Origin of the sequence: Chryseobacterium sp. IT-36CA2, from assembly GCF_949767875.1 — a bacterium.
Taxonomy (GTDB): Bacteria; Bacteroidota; Bacteroidia; order Flavobacteriales; family Weeksellaceae; genus Chryseobacterium.
This window is the reverse complement of sequence record NZ_CATKPG010000020.1, coordinates 691,546-709,060: the sequence shown is the minus strand read 5'-3', so window position 1 is coordinate 709,060 and position 17,515 is coordinate 691,546. Positions and strand designations below refer to the sequence as shown.

Below are 17,515 nucleotides of genomic sequence, written 5' to 3'. Positions count from 1 at the left end.
ATTGCAGAATACTCCAAATATTAATGAGTTAATATAATGGCTTTTACCTCCCTATTTCCTCCTTTATTCATCCCCTTATTCAATATTGTTAAAAGGTTTATTTACCTATAGGGAGGTTAAAAGCTTAATAGAGTTTTGTTTATTAATATAAGAGATTATTGACCTGCAACTTTTAAATTTCACTATAGAAAATACATCTTAATAGATTACTGTTGACCGTAAAAGATTGAGTTTTGGATATTTTCTTCTTTAACTTGTTTAGTTTGAAATAATTAAAATATATTGATAATCAATCATTTATGTATGTGTGATACGATTGTGATATGTCATTTTTTGTTTAATATGACCAGAAGAAAATACTTTTGACCCAAGATAATTTTCAATTGTTATGTATTGATTTTTAATGTATAAATAAAAATGTTATCTGGTGATTTAATAAATAATTAAAATTTTTAAAGTGATGAAAAAGAAACTTATTATTTTAACAGCAATTGTCTCTTCGGCTTTTGTATTTTCACAGGTTGGAATTAATACCACAAACCCTCAAGGAACTCTGCACGTTGACGGAGCTAAAGATAATCCTGCTACAGGAACTCCAACAGCAGCTCAGCAGCTTAATGATTTTACTGTAACTAATACAGGAAACGTAGGGATTGGAACGACTACTCCAAATAGTAATGCCGCTTTAGATGTTACAAGTCCGAATAAAGGAGTAAAGCTTCCATCAGTAGCTTTAGTAGCAACTAATAATTCTTCTCCCTTAAGTGCACATATTGGTGGAATGATTGTTTATAATACTGCTACAGCTGGAACTGTACCTAATAATGTAATTCCCGGTTTATATGTAAACGATGGTACGAAATGGGTTAATTTAGGAACTCAGGGAGAAGGAGTTCCTCCAGGAAGCGTGTTTTATCGTGCAAGCAGCACCATACCTACAGGATATTTAGAATGTAATGGTTCTGCTGTAAGCCGTACTGCTTATGCCGACTTATTTTCTGTTATAGGAATTACATACGGTACAGGAGATGGAAGTACAACTTTTAACCTTCCGGATTTAAGAGGGGAATTTATAAGAGGATGGGATAATACCAGGGGAATTGATAACGGAAGAACGTTGGGAAGCTGGCAAAAAGGATCTTTTCTTGCTGGAGGAGCAGGTCCAAATGCTGATAGTGTAATTCCATTTGTTAATTCTTCATCAACTATGCCTACCTTAACAGCTGCTTTAGGATGGGATTTACCTACAACTGCACAATTTAATTCTATTTATGGTGCTACTGTGAGAGCTAATAATAGCCAAAGTGCCGGTGCAACAATAACTTTGTCAACTCCATCTGATACGGCTAATGATTATACAAATGGTGTTTCTCGTCCACGTAATACAGCTTTAATGCCTATTATAAAATATTAATTAAGTATAATGATTTTATATATAAGCCAAAAACAATATTGTTTTTGGCTTATATATTTTAAAAATTTAAAATATTCTGATATTCTATTTTGTAACAGCAGAAATAAGAGTTCTCAAGTCTGAAAATGCAAGAATTGATGGCTCGTATAGTGAATCAGAAAGTTTTCCGAATCCATATGTACAGAAAATAAATGGCAATCCATTCGCCTTTGCGGAATCATAATCGGTTTGAGTATCGCCAATGTATACGGAATCATCAGTGGATAGCTGATTTCTTTCCATGAGGAGCTGTATATTTTTAGATTTTGGTTTTTGGGTTCGTCCGTGAGATTCAAAATCGGCAAACAGATCATTGAATTGATAATACTCTAAAAATGATTCAATATAACCATTCTGACAGTTACTTACAATAAAAAGAGAGTGGGTGCTAGCCAGACTTTTCAGGGTATTTTCAACACCATCGTATAAAATACCTCCCTGTTTGTGTAATGTTTTATTTTCTTCAGCAACAATTTCAGAAAGAAGGGCCTGAGCCTGTAAATCTGAAATGCCTGGAATAATATCTTTTACAATATCATGAGCCAATAATCCCATATATTGATTCATATCTTCGGGTTTCAGTTCTCTTTGGATCAACTGATGTCTGCCCAATACTTCATTCCATATTTTGATGATCGTAGCTCTGGAATCCCATAGTGTTCCATCCAGATCGAAAATTAAATGTTTTGTGCTCAAAATAAATATTTTGTGTTTATCTTTTGATTAATCTGTAAATAAAAAATTACAAAATCATACTCAATTGTACTCTTTTTCTTGCTTCATCCACTTCCGTTACTTTTACACGGACATGCTGGTGAAGTTTTACCACTTCGTTCACATCGGATACAAATCCGTCTTTCAACTGAGAAATATGAACCAGTCCGCTTTCTTTGATTCCAAGATCAACGAAACATCCAAAAGCTGTAATATTATTGACAATTCCCGGAAGAATCATGCCTGCTTTCAGATCTTTAATGCTTTTAACATTCGGATCGAATTCAAATACTTTTGCCACTTTTCTTGGATCCAATCCAGGTTTCTCAAGTTCTTTTAAAATATCTTTAATTCCTAAAATTCCAATTTCCCCTGTAATATAGCTTTCCGGTTTTACCATAGCTATTTTATCCTTATTGGCAATCAGTTCATCGGTTTTAATACCTAAATCTTTTGCCATTTTCTCTACAATTCCGTAAGCTTCCGGATGTACCGCAGAATTATCCAGTGGATTTTTAGCATGGGCTATTCTTACAAAAGCGGCTGCCTGCTGAAATGCTTTTTCCCCAAGTCTTGGAACTTTTTTAAGCTGTTTTCTGTCTTCAAAAGCTCCATTTTCAGCACGATAATTAACGATGTTTTCAGCCATTTTTTCTCCGATTCCGGAAACATAACTTAGTAGTGATTTGCTTGCTGTATTGAGATTAATTCCAACAGAGTTTACGCATTTCATTACTGTAGAATCAAGTTCATTTTTTAATTGAGTCTGATCTACATCATGCTGATACTGCCCGACACCAATAGATTTGGCATCAATTTTCACCAATTCTGCTAACGGGTCAGAAAGTCTTCTTCCGATAGAAACTGCTCCACGCACTGTTACATCATATGTGGGAAACTCTTCTCTTGCAATCTTGCTTGCAGAATAGACTGATGCTCCCGCTTCCGACACTACAAATACCTGCAAAGGCTTATCAAAAGCAATCTTTTTAATGAAAAATTCGGTTTCACGGCTTGCAGTTCCGTTACCAATAGAAATGGCTTCAATATTATAAGCATTCACCATAGAACGGATTTTTTTCATAGCCATTCCGCTTTCATTCTGTGGAGCGTGAGGGTAGAGGGTTTCGTTATGGAGTAAATCTCCTTTTTCATCCAGGCATACTACTTTACATCCGCTTCGGTACCCCGGGTCTATTGCAAGAATCCTTTTCTCTCCTAAAGGGGGAGCCAGTAGAAGCTGACTTAAGTTTTCAGAGAAAATTTCAATGGCTTTTTTATCTGCTTTTTCTTTGGCTTCCTGCAATGCTTCATTGGAAATAGCAGGCTCCAGAAGTCTTTTATAACTGTCTTTTATGGCCAATGAAATTTGTTCAGAACTTTCATTATTAGATTTGATAATAGCCTTTTCAATGAAGTCAATGGCTTCTTCTTTGTCTATTCCTACATTTGTTTTTACAAAGCCTTCTGCTTCTGCCCTTAACATCGCCAAAAGTCTGTGAGAAGGAGTTCTGCTAAGACTTTCTTCCCATTCAAAATATTGAGAGAATTTCTGTGCGTCTTCTTCATCTTTTTTAGCCTTTACAACCTTTGAGGTAATCATTGCCTTGCGTTGAAAAAGTCTTCTGAGGTTCTTACGAACGTACATGTTTTCATTAACCCATTCTGCCATGATGTCTCTCGCTCCCTGAAGCGCTTCTTCTTCAGAGGAAACTTCATTGTTAAGATATTTTGAAGCCAAAAACTGAATGTCATTATTTTTCTGGCTCATAATGATCCTGGCTAAAGGTTCAAGTCCTTTTTCCTTCGCTGTATCAGCTTTTGTTTTTTTACGTTTTTTGAAAGGAAGATAAAGGTCTTCCAGTTCCTGAATGTCGAAACTGTCTTCAATTCTTTGTTGAAGCTCAGGAGTCAGGACATTTTGTTCTTCTATCGATTTTAAAATAGATTCTTTTCTCTTGACAATGTCTTCAAACTGCTTGCTGATCTTGGAGATCTGTTCGATCTGTATTTCATCAAGATTTCCGGTTTTATCTTTTCGGTAACGGGAAATAAAAGGAATTGTGCAGTCTTCTGCTAATAATTGTAAAGTATTGTTGATGCTCTTTTCAGAAATATTGAGCTGTTTCTGTATAAATTCTACGGTCGTCATTGTTCTGTTTTCGGATAGCTAAAATAAGGTTTTAAAACGAAAAAAGGCGAGTTACCCCGCCTTGAATGTTTTCACAACGGAATAATCCTTATTGTGAATTGCTTTCAAAATTTATATGACAAATATAGAAGAAAAAATATTTAATACAATTATGGGAATCCGTAATTTGAATGCTTTTTTTATTTATATTTTTAGGTGATATTCAAAACATAACTGTGATGATTAAAAATAAACTTGGCTTAGATTTGGGAACGAACTCCATAGGATGGGCATTGATAAGACAGGATTTTGAAAACAAATACGGAGAAATTCTTGGGATGGGAAGCAGAATTATTCCAATGTCACAAGATATTCTGGGCGATTTTGGAAAAGGGAATTCTGTTTCGCAAACCGCAGAACGAACAAAATACAGAAGCGTACGAAGACTACGGGAACGATTCCTTCTAAGAAGAGAGAGGCTTCACAGGGTTTTACATATTCTGAACTTTCTTCCGGAACACTATTCTTCACAAATTGATTTTGAAAAAAGATTCGGAAAGTTTAAAGTAGAAACCGAACCAAAACTGGCTTGGAAAAATATTGAAGGAAAATTTTCATTCCTTTTCCAAAACTCTTTCAATGAAATGCTTGAAGATTTTAAGGCAAATGGACAGGATTTAAAAATTCCTTACGACTGGACAATTTATTTTCTCCGAAAAAAAGCACTTTCTCAAAAAATTGAAAAGGAAGAATTGGCATGGATTCTTTTAAACTTTAATCAGAAACGAGGATATTATCAATTGCGTGGCGAGGAAGAAGAAGAAAATCCTAACAAATTGGTTGAGTTTTATTCTTTAAAAGTTGTGGATGTTTTGGCAGATGAACCGCAAAAAGACAAATCAGAAATTTGGTATTCTTTGGTTTTAGAAAATGGATGGATTTACAGACGGGCAAGCAAAATACCCTTATTTGAATGGAAAGATAAAACAAGAGATTTTATTGTAACCACGGATTTGAATGATGATGGAAGCATTAAAAAAGATAAAGACGGAAATGAAAAAAGAAGTTTCCGTGCACCGGGTGAGAACGATTGGACTTTGGTAAAAAAGAAAACCGAGCAGGAAATTGAGCAATCTCATAAAACCGTTGGAACTTATATCTACGAAATACTTCTTCTAGATCCGAAACAAAAAATTAAAGGAAAATTGGTTCGGACTATTGAAAGAAAATTTTATAAAGATGAGCTAAAACAAATTTTAGAAAAGCAAAAGGAGTTTCATCAGGAATTACAAAATTATGATTTGTATAATGACTGCATTCGTGAGTTGTACAGAAACAACGAATTACATCAGCTGACTTTGAGCAAGAAAGATTTTGTTCATCTTTTGATGGATGACCTTATTTTCTACCAAAGACCTTTGAGAAGCCAGAAATCATCTATTTCCAATTGTACTTTAGAGTTTAGAAAATATAAAGATGAAAATAGAATAGAGCATACACAATATTTAAAAGCCATTCCAAAATCAAATCCTTATTATCAGGAATTCCGCCTTTGGCAATGGATATATAATCTGAATATTTACAGAAAGGACGATGAAGCGAATGTTACCAAAGAATTTTTAAATACGAACAAAGATTTTGAAAATCTGTTTGAATTTTTAAATAATAGAAAAGAAATTGAGCAAAAGCCATTGATTAAATTTCTTTTGGAACAAAAAGAGATCAATAAAAAATTGCTTAACGCTGAAGCAGAAAAATATCGCTGGAACTATGTGGAAGACAAGAAATATCCTTGCAACGAAACTAAAACGATGATTTCTTCTCGATTGGATAAAGTGGATAATATTTCTGATGATTTCCTGACAAGGGACATTGAGCAGAAAATTTGGCACATCATTTACTCCGTTAATGATAAAGTAGAGTACGAGAAAGCCTTAAAATCTTTTGCGAAAAAGCATCATCTGGATGGAAGTTCTTTTTTTGAGGCTTTCAGAAAATTTCCTCCATTTAAAAGTGAATATGGTTCCTTTTCGGAAAAAGCAGTTAAGAAATTGTTGCCTTTGATGCGATTAGGAAAATATTGGAACTATGCAGATATTGATAAATTTTCAAAAGACAGAATTCAGAAAATCATTAATGGAGAATATGATGAAAATATTAAAGATAAAGTGAGAGAAAAAGCAATAAATCTCACATCAGAAAATGATTTTCAGGGGTTACAATTGTGGTTGGCTCAATATATAATATATGGAAGGCATTCAGAAGCATCTATGATTGGAAAATGGAATTCTGCGGATGATTTAGAAATGTTTTTAAAAGATTTTAAACAACATTCGCTTCGCAATCCGATTGTAGAACAGGTGATTACAGAAACTCTTCGTGTGGTAAAAGATATTTGGTTAAAATATGGAAATGGAGCAAAAGATTTCTTCAATGAAATTCATATTGAGTTGGGAAGAGAAATGAAGCTTCCTGCGGATGATCGAAAAAAACTCACGAATCAAATTACCGAAAACGAAAACACCAATCTCCGCATCAAAGCTCTTTTGGCTGAAATGATGAATGACGGTTCGGTAGAAAATGTTCGTCCGTTTTCGCCGATGCAACAAGAAATTTTAAAAATTTATGAAGATGGCGTTTTGAATTCGGACATGGAAATTGAAGATGATATTCTGAAAATTAGTAAAACCGCTCAACCTTCTCCGTCAGATTTAAAAAGGTATAAACTCTGGCTGGAACAGAAATACAAATCGCCTTACACAGGACAAATTATTCCTTTGAATAAACTATTCACGCCAGAATATGAAATTGAACATATCATTCCGCAAAGCCGCTATTTTGATGACAGTTTTAGCAATAAAGTGATTTGTGAATCGGCGGTCAATAAACTGAAAGATAATTACATCGGTTTAGAATTTATTAAAAAATTAGGCGGAACCGTTGTAGAATGTGGAAACGGGAAATCGGTAACGGTTTTAAAAGAAGATCAATACGAAGATTTTGTTAAAAAACATTATGCGAACAATCGCAGTAAAAGAAATAAGCTTTTATTAGAAGATATTCCTGAGAAAATGATTGAACGGCAATTGAATGATACCCGCTATATCAGTAAATATATTTCCGGTATACTTTCTAATATTGTCCGTGTTCAAGATGGTTCAGATGAAGGTGTAAACTCTAAAAACATTGTTCCTGGAAACGGAAAAATCACTACTCAACTGAAGCAAGATTGGGGATTGAATGATGTTTGGAACGATATAATTTTACCACGTTTTGAAAGAATGAATCAACTTACTAATTCAAAAGATTTTACCGCCTGGAATGAAAATCATCAAAAGTTTTTACCTACCGTTCCAATTGAGTTTTCCAAAGGATTTTCAAAGAAAAGAATTGACCATCGTCATCATGCTTTAGATGCTTTGGTGATTGCCTGTGCCACAAAAGATCACGTGAATTTATTAAATAATCAATCGGCAAAATCGGATACCAAACGATACGATTTAAAAAAGAAATTGATGAAGTTTGAAAAAATTGTTTATCATCATACGCAAACAGGGGAGAAAATAGAAAGGGAAATACCAAAACAATTTTTAAAACCCTGGGAAAACTTTACAGTTGATGCAAAGCATAATCTGGAGTCCATTATTGTAAGTTTTAAGCAAAACCTTCGTGTTATTAATAAAGCAACTAATTATTACGAAAAGTATGTTGAGAAAGACGGTACAAAAAATAAGGAAAGAGTAGAGCAGACCGGAACAAACTGGGCGATTAGAAAGCCAATGCATAAGGATACGGTTTCCGGAAAAGTAGATTTACCTTGGGTGAAAGTTCCAAAAGGAAAAATTTTAACAGCAACGAGGAAAAGCCTTGATACTTCATTTGATTTAAAATCAATAGCATCTATTACTGATACAGGGATTCAGAAAATTCTCAGAAATTATCTGGAATTCAAAGGCAGTCCGGAACTTGCATTTTCACCAGAAGGAATCGAAGATCTGAATAAGAATATTCAGAAGTACAATGATGGAAAATCTCATCAACCGATCAATAAAGTAAGAGTTTTTGAACTGGGAAGTAAATTTCAGGTAGGACAAACCGGAAATAAAAAAGAAAAATATGTAGAAGCTGCAAAAGGAACCAATCTGTTTTTTGCTGTTTATGAAAATGAAAATAGAAACAGAAGTTATGAAACCATTCCTTTGAATGAGGTTATAGAAAGACAAAAGCAAGGTTTATCTGTGGTTGATTTAAAAGGAACAATTGATTTTTTTCTTTGCCCGAATGATTTAGTTTATATTCCTTCAGAAGATGAACTTGAAAATAGTAGCAACATTGACTTCAAAAATTTTAAAGAAGAACAAAACAAAAAAATTTATAAAGTAGTTAGTTTTAGTGGAAGCCAGTTGTTTTTTATAAGACAAGAAATTGCCATATCAATTGTAAATAAAGCAGAATTTTCCACCTTGAATAAAATGGAGCGTAGTATTGAGGGGGTAATGATTAAGGAAAATTGTATCAAATTACAAGTAGACCGTTTGGGAAATATTTCTAAAGCATAATATTATGATTACCCGCTCCATCTACATCGGCAATCCCGCTTATCTCAAACTCAAAGATGAGCAGATGAAAATCCTCTGTCCGGATACCAAAACGGAAAAGGGGAGTGTTCCTGTGGAAGATTTGGGATTACTCATGTTGGATCATTATCAGATTACCATTTCGCACAATCTGATTCAGAAAATGATGGGGAATAATGTGGTGGTGATTAGTTGTGATGCACATCATTTACCCCACGGAATTATGCTTCCGCTGTATGGTCATACGGAACATTCTGACAGGGTAAAAGATCAGCTGGAAGCCAGTGAGCCGCTTAAAAAACAGCTTTGGAAACAAACGGTGGAATGTAAAATTGAAAACCAGAAAAATGTTTTGATGAAACTGGGAAACTATTATGAGCCTATGATTCAATATCAAAAAAATGTACTGTCCGGAGATACAACCAATATGGAAGGCATTGCAGCTCAGCATTACTGGAAGTATCTCATCAGCCTGGATTTTTTAAGACAGCGTTTTGGAGATTCTCCCAATCAGTTTTTCAATTTCGGTTATGCTGTTCTCAGAAGTATTGTGGCAAGAGCTATTGTAGAAACCGGACTATTGCCGGTTATGGGAATTTTTCATAAAAACAAATACAATCCCTATTGTCTGGCTGATGATCTGATGGAACCTTACCGTCCGTTTATCGATTTGCTTGTCATGCAATGGCTAAAAATACATCCGGATATAGACGAACTGACTAAAGAATTTAAGGCGCATATTCTACAGATTGCTACCAAAGATGTGAATATTGATAGTAAAATAAGACCGTTGCTCGTTGCTGTTAAAACAACAGCTTCGTCACTTTATAAATGTTATACAGGAGAAAAGCGGCTGATCTCTTATCCTCAACTGTTATGAATTCCGAAAGGTTTAATGCATACCGAATTATGTGGGTTTTAGTATTATATGATCTCCCGACTGAGACCAAAGCTAATATGAAAGATGCCAACCGCTTCCGGAAAGGACTCATGGATGATGGTTTTATCCTGTTTCAGTTCTCTATGTATGTACGTCATTGTCCGAGCCGCGAAAATGCTGAAGTTCATATTAAAAGAGTGAAATTCATGCTTCCAAAAGCCGGGAAAGTTGCTATTATGTGCATTACAGACAAACAATTTGGAGATATTGAAATTTTCTTTGCCAGAAATAAAGAAGAGCCTCCTCCAACCTTTCAGCAGCTCGAATTATTCTAAATTGCAAATTCTAATTATAAAAATAATCTACTGAAAATCAGTAGATTATTTTTTGAGGTTGTGACTAATCACGAAGATAATAAATTTTGAAAGCAATTCACAACTGTGGAAATAAAGAGGATAATAGCTGTACCGTTGTGACTAATCACGAAGATAATAAATTTTGAAAGCAATTCACAACGATATTGATGGTGCAGATTTGGAGTATTCCGTTGTGACTAATCACGAAGATAATAAATTTTGAAAGCAATTCACAACAGGTGGTGGTATGTCTCCAATGTTAATTAGGTTGTGACTAATCACGAAGATAATAAATTTTGAAAGCAATTCACAACTATATGGTCAAGGTAGTAACGGGAATTCATGTTGTGACTAATCACGAAGATAATAAATTTTGAAAGCAATTCACAACATCCATGATTTGATATATTAATTCCTACTGGTTGTGACTAATCACGAAGATAATAAATTTTGAAAGCAATTCACAACACCTCTCAGCGCCGCAAGATCCATCTTTGTGTTGTGACTAATCACGAAGATAATAAATTTTGAAAGCAATTCACAACACTACGGATGTTATAAAATGGCTGATAGTAGTTGTGACTAATCACGAAGATAATAAATTTTGAAAGCAATTCACAACCTCGTTAATGGCTAGTCCTCTACTTACATAGTTGTGACTAATCACGAAGATAATAAATTTTGAAAGCAATTCACAACGTCAGCAAGTTCCTTGCGGTAAATGCCTTGGTTGTGACTAATCACGAAGATAATAAATTTTGAAAGCAATTCACAACGGTAGAGTTCTTGATGAATCTGGTATTACTGTTGTGACTAATCACGAAGATAATAAATTTTGAAAGCAATTCACAACGTGTTGGTGAGTATGGTTCCCAGACCCACCGTTGTGACTAATCACGAAGATAATAAATTTTGAAAGCAATTCACAACGTAAAAACCATTCATTTAGTCGATTCTTTGGTTGTGACTAATCACGAAGATAATAAATTTTGAAAGCAATTCACAACTTACGTTTACGTACGATGAAAATTCGTTATGTTGTGACTAATCACGAAGATAATAAATTTTGAAAGCAATTCACAACTGCGATTGGAAAATAGTATAACTTTTTGCTGTTGTGACTAATCACGAAGATAATAAATTTTGAAAGCAATTCACAACTGTTTTTATTCAGTTTAGAATTTTTGATTAGTTGTGACTAATCACGAAGATAATAAATTTTGAAAGCAATTCACAACAAGGTAAAAGACATTTACTCTACTAAAGTAGTTGTGACTAATCACGAAGATAGTAAATTTTTTTATTTTTGCCTTGAAACAGTATTTCTGAAATTTTAAATGTATAAGATTCAGGCTGTTTTGATTCTCAATACAGATAGAGTTTATACCGCAATTTGGAAGTATGATTGCAAATAATTGAAGATTTTTATATTTCTTGATATATGATAAGATCATACAAATCTGGTTTTTCTATTTTTGTACCCGAAAACAACAAAATTTCAATAAACTTTTTAAAACAGTTCAATATGAAAAAAATTAGCGTAATTGCATTAGTAGGAGTAGGATTGCTTTTGGCATCATGTGATAAAGGAAAATCTGCAGAGACTGCAGCTACCGCTCAGGAACAAACCGTAGCAGAAAGCAAAGGTGAAACGCTGGCAGTAGATACAGTAGGTTCAGTAGTAAACTGGAAGGCTACCCACAAAGGAGGTATGGCTCCACGTTGGGGAACACTTACTATAAAGTCTGGAGATCTTAGTGTAGATGCAGGTCAGGTTTCAGCAGGAAACTTTGTTATTGATATGAACTCTATCAAAGTAGATCCGGCTTCAGTAACAGAAAAAGATAAAAAACCGGCAGATCTTGAAAAACACCTTAAAACTCCTGATTTCTTTGATGTAGCGAAAAACCCTACTTCAGATTTCAAAATTACAAGTGTTGCAGATTTGAAAGAAGCACCAAAAGATGCTGTAGCAGGAGCTAATAAAACAGTAAGCGGAAACCTTACCTTATCAGGAAAAACAATGAATGTTACTTTCCCTGCTAAAGTAGAGGTAGCTGAAAACTCAGCGGCTATTCAGGCTAAATTTACAGTGAACAGAGCAGACTGGGGACTTAAATTCGGTACTTCTGAAGCAGATCCTGCAGAATGGATGATTAGCAAAGATATCGAGATTGCTATCGACGTAAAAGCTAAAAAATAAGTTATTTAAAATCTTAATAACTACTGAGCTGCCTTCATGAAGGCAGCTTTTTTATTTAATCCAAAAGAAATTAATTCAAAATCTTTGAATTCTGAATTCTTACACCATATTCACTTCCAAGATACAAAGGATTTCCATGCTTTTCAGACCAGAATCCATCCAATATGTCTTTGCTTAAGCATCTGTATACCGCAACTCCTTTATAAATTGTATGATCTTCACCTTCATAGTTGAAATTGATCACTAAAATTTGATCCTTATAAAACCCTGTTCCGTTTTGCTGGTGTTCACCAATCATCCACTGAGCAATAATGCGGTTATTTTCATCAACAGATAAGGTTAATATACCATGATAAGTTGGCAGGGAAGATTCCTCCTGGTTGCTTCCTTCAATAGAGTAGCTTCCCACCAGATCGTGTACTGTCATTGATTTATTTTTAAGAGAACAAATTTAAAGCATTAAGTTTATATTAAAATAGTCTTTATTTAAGCTTAAAAAATCAGAATGATTAATCTTAACTATAGTCTACTTCTTAATGGTCTAAAAAGATTAAACATTTGAGCATATTCTATAAATTATGCCTTATTTTTGCCCAAATTAAATGAAGAATGATTCCTTTTTTGTTGATAATGAACGTGCTTACATTAGGGGTGTTTGGTTTTGATAAATGGCAGGCCAAAAAACATCAGTGGCGGATATCAGAAAATACCCTTTTGGGAATTTCTTTGCTAGGTGGAATCATTGGAGCTGCTTCAGGAATGATTCTCTTCAATCATAAAGTTTCCAAAAAAACCTTTCTAATGAAATTTGTATTGGTTGTTTTGGTAGACCTGTTTGTGTTTTATAGATTGTTAAGACATTGATATTGAGTGTTAAATGTTTTAATAATATACTTTGTTATTGTATTTTTTTATATTTTTATCAGGCTAATAACAAATAAACAAAAACAACATGAGAAATCTTAGAAAAATTTCCAGAACAGAGATGAAATCAGTTCAGGGAGGAATCGTTAAAGGAATGGTAAGATGTAAAGATGCTGATACATGTACTGTAAGATGGGGTTGGGGGACCGGATTCTCCAGTAATTGTGGGGAGTTTGACATTATATGTGGAGAACCGCCTGCAGTAGATCCATGCGAAGTACAGATCTGCATATAGATAGTTTAAAGAGTGTTTTTTGAACACTCTTTTTTTATGATTCTGGCAATAAGTATTTTAAACAAAATATTAAATATTTGTATAACTAAATATTTTTTCATTAAAATTCACTACTTTTGCACCCGTAAAAATCTTTTATGCAAAACATTAGAAATATTGCGATTATCGCACACGTTGACCACGGAAAAACGACTTTGGTTGATAAGATCATTCACGCTACCAACATTTTCAGAGAAAATCAGGAGAGTGGGGAGTTAATTATGGATAACAACGATCTTGAAAGAGAAAGAGGGATCACTATCTTATCCAAGAATATTTCTGTTACTTATAAAGACACAAAAATTAACGTAATTGATACTCCTGGTCACGCCGATTTTGGTGGAGAGGTAGAAAGAGTATTGAAAATGGCTGATGGGGTTATTTTGTTGGTGGATGCGTTCGAAGGACCAATGCCACAAACAAGATTCGTACTACAGAAAGCATTGGAATTAGGATTGAGACCATTAGTGGTTATCAATAAAGTAGATAAACCAAACTGTCGTCCGGACGAAGTTCATGATAAAGTATTTGACTTGTTCTTCAACCTTGAGGCTACAGAAGAGCAATTGGATTTCCCTACATTCTACGGATCTTCAAAACAAGGATGGTTCAATACTTCATTAGAGCAAACTGAAGATATTTTACCACTATTAGATGGTATTTTACAATATGTTCCTGAACCGAAAGTAACGGAAGGAAATCTTCAGATGCAGATTACTTCTCTTGACTTCTCTTCTTTCTTAGGAAGAATTGCAATCGGGAAAGTAACAAGAGGTGAGATCAAAGAATCTCAGTGGATTGGTCTTGCTCAGGCAGAAGGTAAAATTGTAAAAGGAAAAGTAAAAGAACTTTACGTTTTCGAAGGATTAGGAAAGAAAAAAGTAACTGAAGTAAAAGCAGGAGATATCTGTGCTGTAGTAGGTTTCGATGCTTTCCAGATCGGTGATTCTTTCGTAGATCTTGAAAATCCTGAACCATTGGAAAGAACAGCAATTGATGAGCCTACGCTGAACATGACGTTCTCTATCAACAACTCACCTTTCTTCGGTAAAGACGGTAAATATGTTACTTCTAACCACCTGAAAGAAAGATTAACTAAAGAATTAGAGAAAAACCTTGCATTAAGAGTTCAACAGACTGACGATGCAAACACATTCTTGGTATTCGGTAGAGGTATTCTTCACTTATCAGTTTTGATCGAAACAATGAGAAGAGAAGGGTACGAAATGACAATCGGTCAGCCGCAGGTTATCTTCAAAGAAATTGACGGTGAGAAATGTGAGCCTTACGAATCTTTGGTTGTAGACGTTCCTGAAGAATTTGCTTCAAGAGTAATCGACTTGGCAACTCAGAGAAAAGGTGATCTTCACATTATGGAAACTAAAGGTGAAATGCAGCACATGGAGTTTGAAATTCCTTCAAGAGGTTTGATCGGACTACGTTCTCAAATGTTAACAGCTACTGCAGGTGAAGCTATTATGGCACACCGTTTCACAGAATATAAGCCTTTCAAAGGAACTATCCCTGGAAGAAATAATGGTGTTTTGATTAGCAAAACTACAGGTCCTGCTACAGAATATTCTATTGCTAAACTACAGGATAGAGGTAAGTTCTTCGTTGATCCAGGTGAGGAAATCTACACAGGGATGATCATCGGTGAACAAAACAAACCTGGAGACCTGGTAGTAAACATCGTAGAAGCAAAACAGTTGAACAACATGAGAGCTTCAGGAAAAGATAAAGATACAGGGGTTGCTCCAAAAATCTTATTCTCTCTTGAAGAGTGTATGGAATACATCCAGGGTGATGAAGCGATTGAGGTAACTCCAAACTTCATCAGAATGAGAAAGAAAATCCTTTCTGAAGAAGAAAGGAAAAGAGTAGAAAGATCTGGAAAAGCATAATAATTTTCTGATTTAAGATAATAAAAATAGCCTGGGAAAACTCTCAGGCTATTTTTTGTGAATAATATTCTAGTATATTGGATTTTATCATATTTCACTATGTTTTGATGTATTTTTAAACGTAATTTAAATGCTTGAAAAGATTATTAACAATCATTTATAATATGTAAGAAAACTTTAAAACCAAATCCAATTATGAAAAACAAACTCATTCAGTCACAAATGAAAAGTAAATTATTTTTCACAATTCTTTTTTTTTCAATTGCTTTAAAATTGCAGGCTACACTTAGCATTGTTGGTGTAGATCCTGCAACAGGTAAAGTAGGAACTGCAGGTTTTACCTGCATTTGTAATTTTGATTTAAGAAATAATATTGCAATGCTGGTTCCGGGAAAAGGAGCATTCAATACTCAAGCTTCTACAGGCATACTCTCTTTTCCAAATGCAAAAAATTATCTTGAATCTGGATATAATGCTTTCGAAGCTATTAATGCTAATATAGCTGATAAACAAGATATCAATGTTTCTCAGTTACTGGCCGCGACTTTAAACCCAGGAACAGGATTAAACGTTAACGGTTCTCCAAATGCATTTGCTTTTACGGGAAAGGGAAATGGTAATGTAAATTATTATCGCTATGGGCAAAATTTTGCTATTGCTGGAAATATTTTAATAAGTAAGGCTGTTTTGGATGATGCTTACAATGCATTTTTAAACAACCCTGGAGAGTTGGAAGATAAGTTAATGGCTGCTCTTTTGGCAGCTAAAAGACCTGGAGCTGATTCTCGCTGTCTTCCGAACGGAACTTCTTCTAGTGTTGCCTATATTGCAGTGGCTAAACCAATGGATCCATTTAATAAAGGTTTCTTAGAACTACAATACATAAATCCTTGTGGCGTTAATAAAGAGCCTATTGATATTTTATACAGAATGTTTAAAAACTGGAAAAATATAAATGCCGGACTTCCTGCTAATAATCTTCCAATACTAAACATTACCAGTATAAGTAATAACAGACAACCTTCCGGGGACAGAGGATATACTTTTGATGGTGATAAAATGGAAAATTCACGGGCTAAAGTTTTAAATGCAGATAATTTTGGTGTTTATGGTTATTCTGGGTTTAAAACTAACATTACAGACGCGTTTGATAATCAAGGATCAATTACTCAAACAGTACTTAATAACTTATCAACAGATCTTTTTTTTATTGGAACATTTAATAAAGCAGCAATGGGGCCTTCAAAAAATTTTACGATAGGTGAGATCAATGAAGCTTATAACTGGTCTTTAACGCCAAATAAAACCGTGTTTTTATTTGAAAGTGGGGGTGATGGAAATTCCTTTTTTTCAAAATGGGGATATCAGCTTACTCAGGAAATAGCCAATCCAAATAAATCTTTTATTGATAACAGTAGTTTACCAATAAGTAAAAAAATTTTTAGCGGACCTTTTGGGAATATTACAAGTTTTCAACAAGGAGGAGGTACACAAAGTTATTTTTCAAAAATGCCTTTGAATGCTGTAGTATTAGGTGTGAATGCTAATAATAAGCCTGTCTTGGTATATGATTGTACTACACGTGACATTCTTTGTGCAGATACGGATATTTTTACCAGTTTGGGAACCGTAAGTACTGGTTTATTGATTAATAATGATAATGATCGAATTTTGAGTAATTTGATTAATCTGGCATATGAAATGAAAGAAAATCTCGTTAATCTACCCGCTTGTAATAATGTATTGAATAGGATATCAGTTGATTATAATAAAATAGGTGTTTCCGAAACTGAACGGAAAATAGACACAGAAATAAACATTTATCCCAATCCTGTAAGGGATAATTTTACTATTGATTTAAATTCTTTTAAGAATCAAAATTTAAAAATTTCAATTTATAATCAAAGTCAAAACCTTTTGTTTGAAAAAACTGTATCTAAAACAAACGTTCAGAAGGTAACTGAAATAGATGGAAGTTCACTTCCTGAAGGTGTTTTATATGTTGTAGTTACTGATAGTGAAGAAAATAAAAAAATTAAAAAGATAATAATTAAACATTAATATCTTATCTATATACTGAAGACTAATTAAATATAAGC

General features: G+C 34.0%; 12 protein-coding genes and 1 CRISPR repeat array. Of the genes, 9 read left to right on the top strand and 3 right to left on the bottom strand.

What is annotated here, in order from left to right; all coding sequences use genetic code 11:
- The first annotated feature begins 460 nt into the window (after nt 1–460).
- Entirely contained in the window at nt 461–1,414 is a 954-nt protein-coding gene (locus ACM6F9_RS10625) for a tail fiber protein (RefSeq protein ID WP_414845700.1), read from the top strand.
- 84 nt (nt 1,415–1,498) lie between these two features.
- On the opposite strand, the gene ACM6F9_RS10620 is transcribed toward ACM6F9_RS10625, so the two are convergent.
- Together ACM6F9_RS10620 and ACM6F9_RS10615 are read right to left on the bottom strand one after the other, a co-directional pair.
- On the bottom strand, nt 1,499–2,149 hold the full coding sequence (locus ACM6F9_RS10620; RefSeq protein ID WP_414845699.1) for an HAD family hydrolase: 651 nt from the start codon (nt 2,147–2,149) through the stop codon (nt 1,499–1,501).
- A 46-nt stretch (nt 2,150–2,195) separates the two neighbouring features.
- Nucleotides 2,196–4,319: a Tex family protein gene (locus tag ACM6F9_RS10615; RefSeq protein ID WP_414845698.1), complete on the bottom strand. Its 2,124-nt coding sequence runs from the start codon at nt 4,317–4,319 to the stop codon at nt 2,196–2,198.
- A 218-nt stretch (nt 4,320–4,537) separates the two neighbouring features.
- Here ACM6F9_RS10615 and cas9 point away from each other — a divergent pair, with 218 nt between their 5' ends.
- The 4 genes from cas9 to ACM6F9_RS10595 all read left to right on the top strand — a co-directional run bounded on the left by cas9 (nt 4,538) and on the right by ACM6F9_RS10595 (nt 12,314).
- On the top strand, nt 4,538–8,857 hold the full coding sequence (cas9, locus tag ACM6F9_RS10610; RefSeq protein WP_414845696.1) for a type II CRISPR RNA-guided endonuclease Cas9: 4,320 nt from the start codon (nt 4,538–4,540) through the stop codon (nt 8,855–8,857).
- A gap of 4 nt (nt 8,858–8,861) precedes the next feature.
- Entirely contained in the window at nt 8,862–9,755 is an 894-nt protein-coding gene (gene cas1 / locus ACM6F9_RS10605; protein WP_414845694.1) for a type II CRISPR-associated endonuclease Cas1, read from the top strand.
- On the top strand, nt 9,752–10,090 hold the full coding sequence (gene cas2 / locus ACM6F9_RS10600; RefSeq protein WP_414845693.1) for a CRISPR-associated endonuclease Cas2: 339 nt from the start codon (nt 9,752–9,754) through the stop codon (nt 10,088–10,090). Before cas1 ends, cas2 begins: the two co-directional genes overlap by 4 nt.
- A 57-nt stretch (nt 10,091–10,147) precedes the next feature.
- Nucleotides 10,148–11,349: a CRISPR direct-repeat array (repeat unit 47 nt; unit sequence GTTGTGACTAATCACGAAGATAATAAATTTTGAAAGCAATTCACAAC).
- Between the two features lie 287 nt (nt 11,350–11,636).
- Complete coding sequence (locus ACM6F9_RS10595) at nt 11,637–12,314, top strand: YceI family protein (protein ID WP_414845691.1); 678 nt, start codon at nt 11,637–11,639, stop codon at nt 12,312–12,314.
- 70 nt (nt 12,315–12,384) lie between these two features.
- On the opposite strand, the gene ACM6F9_RS10590 is transcribed toward ACM6F9_RS10595, so the two are convergent.
- On the bottom strand, nt 12,385–12,741 hold the full coding sequence (locus tag ACM6F9_RS10590) for a hypothetical protein (protein ID WP_414845690.1): 357 nt from the start codon (nt 12,739–12,741) through the stop codon (nt 12,385–12,387).
- Between the two features lie 182 nt (nt 12,742–12,923).
- Between ACM6F9_RS10590 and ACM6F9_RS10585 the strand changes: the two genes are divergently transcribed.
- From ACM6F9_RS10585 to ACM6F9_RS10570, 4 genes are all read left to right on the top strand, one after another.
- On the top strand, nt 12,924–13,178 hold the full coding sequence (locus ACM6F9_RS10585; protein ID WP_414845689.1) for a DUF1294 domain-containing protein: 255 nt from the start codon (nt 12,924–12,926) through the stop codon (nt 13,176–13,178).
- Between the two features lie 88 nt (nt 13,179–13,266).
- Nucleotides 13,267–13,473, top strand: a complete 207-nt coding sequence (locus ACM6F9_RS10580; protein WP_414845687.1) for a bacteriocin-like protein — start codon at nt 13,267–13,269, stop codon at nt 13,471–13,473.
- A 137-nt stretch (nt 13,474–13,610) separates the two neighbouring features.
- Entirely contained in the window at nt 13,611–15,416 is a 1,806-nt protein-coding gene (gene typA, locus ACM6F9_RS10575; protein WP_414845686.1) for a translational GTPase TypA, read from the top strand.
- A gap of 195 nt (nt 15,417–15,611) precedes the next feature.
- Nucleotides 15,612–17,477, top strand: coding sequence for a DUF1028 domain-containing protein (locus ACM6F9_RS10570; RefSeq protein ID WP_414845685.1), 1,866 nt, complete (start codon nt 15,612–15,614; stop codon nt 17,475–17,477).
- Nucleotides 17,478–17,515: the final 38 nt, after the last annotated feature.

Excerpts from the sequence above, each read along its gene's own strand:
- ACM6F9_RS10625 (WP_414845700.1), top strand. The coding sequence starts at position 461 with ATGAAAAAGAAACTTATTATTTTAACAGCAATTGTCTCTTCGGCTTTT.
- ACM6F9_RS10615 (WP_414845698.1), bottom strand. The coding sequence starts at position 4,319 with ATGACGACCGTAGAATTTATACAGAAACAGCTCAATATTTCTGAAAAG.
- cas9 (WP_414845696.1), top strand. The coding sequence starts at position 4,538 with ATGATTAAAAATAAACTTGGCTTAGATTTGGGAACGAACTCCATAGGA.
- cas1 (WP_414845694.1), top strand. The coding sequence starts at position 8,862 with ATGATTACCCGCTCCATCTACATCGGCAATCCCGCTTATCTCAAACTC.
- cas2 (WP_414845693.1), top strand. The coding sequence starts at position 9,752 with ATGAATTCCGAAAGGTTTAATGCATACCGAATTATGTGGGTTTTAGTA.
- ACM6F9_RS10595 (WP_414845691.1), top strand. The coding sequence starts at position 11,637 with ATGAAAAAAATTAGCGTAATTGCATTAGTAGGAGTAGGATTGCTTTTG.
- ACM6F9_RS10590 (WP_414845690.1), bottom strand. The coding sequence starts at position 12,741 with ATGACAGTACACGATCTGGTGGGAAGCTACTCTATTGAAGGAAGCAAC.
- ACM6F9_RS10585 (WP_414845689.1), top strand. The coding sequence starts at position 12,924 with ATGATTCCTTTTTTGTTGATAATGAACGTGCTTACATTAGGGGTGTTT.
- ACM6F9_RS10580 (WP_414845687.1), top strand. The coding sequence starts at position 13,267 with ATGAGAAATCTTAGAAAAATTTCCAGAACAGAGATGAAATCAGTTCAG.
- typA (WP_414845686.1), top strand. The coding sequence starts at position 13,611 with ATGCAAAACATTAGAAATATTGCGATTATCGCACACGTTGACCACGGA.
- ACM6F9_RS10570 (WP_414845685.1), top strand. The coding sequence starts at position 15,612 with ATGAAAAACAAACTCATTCAGTCACAAATGAAAAGTAAATTATTTTTC.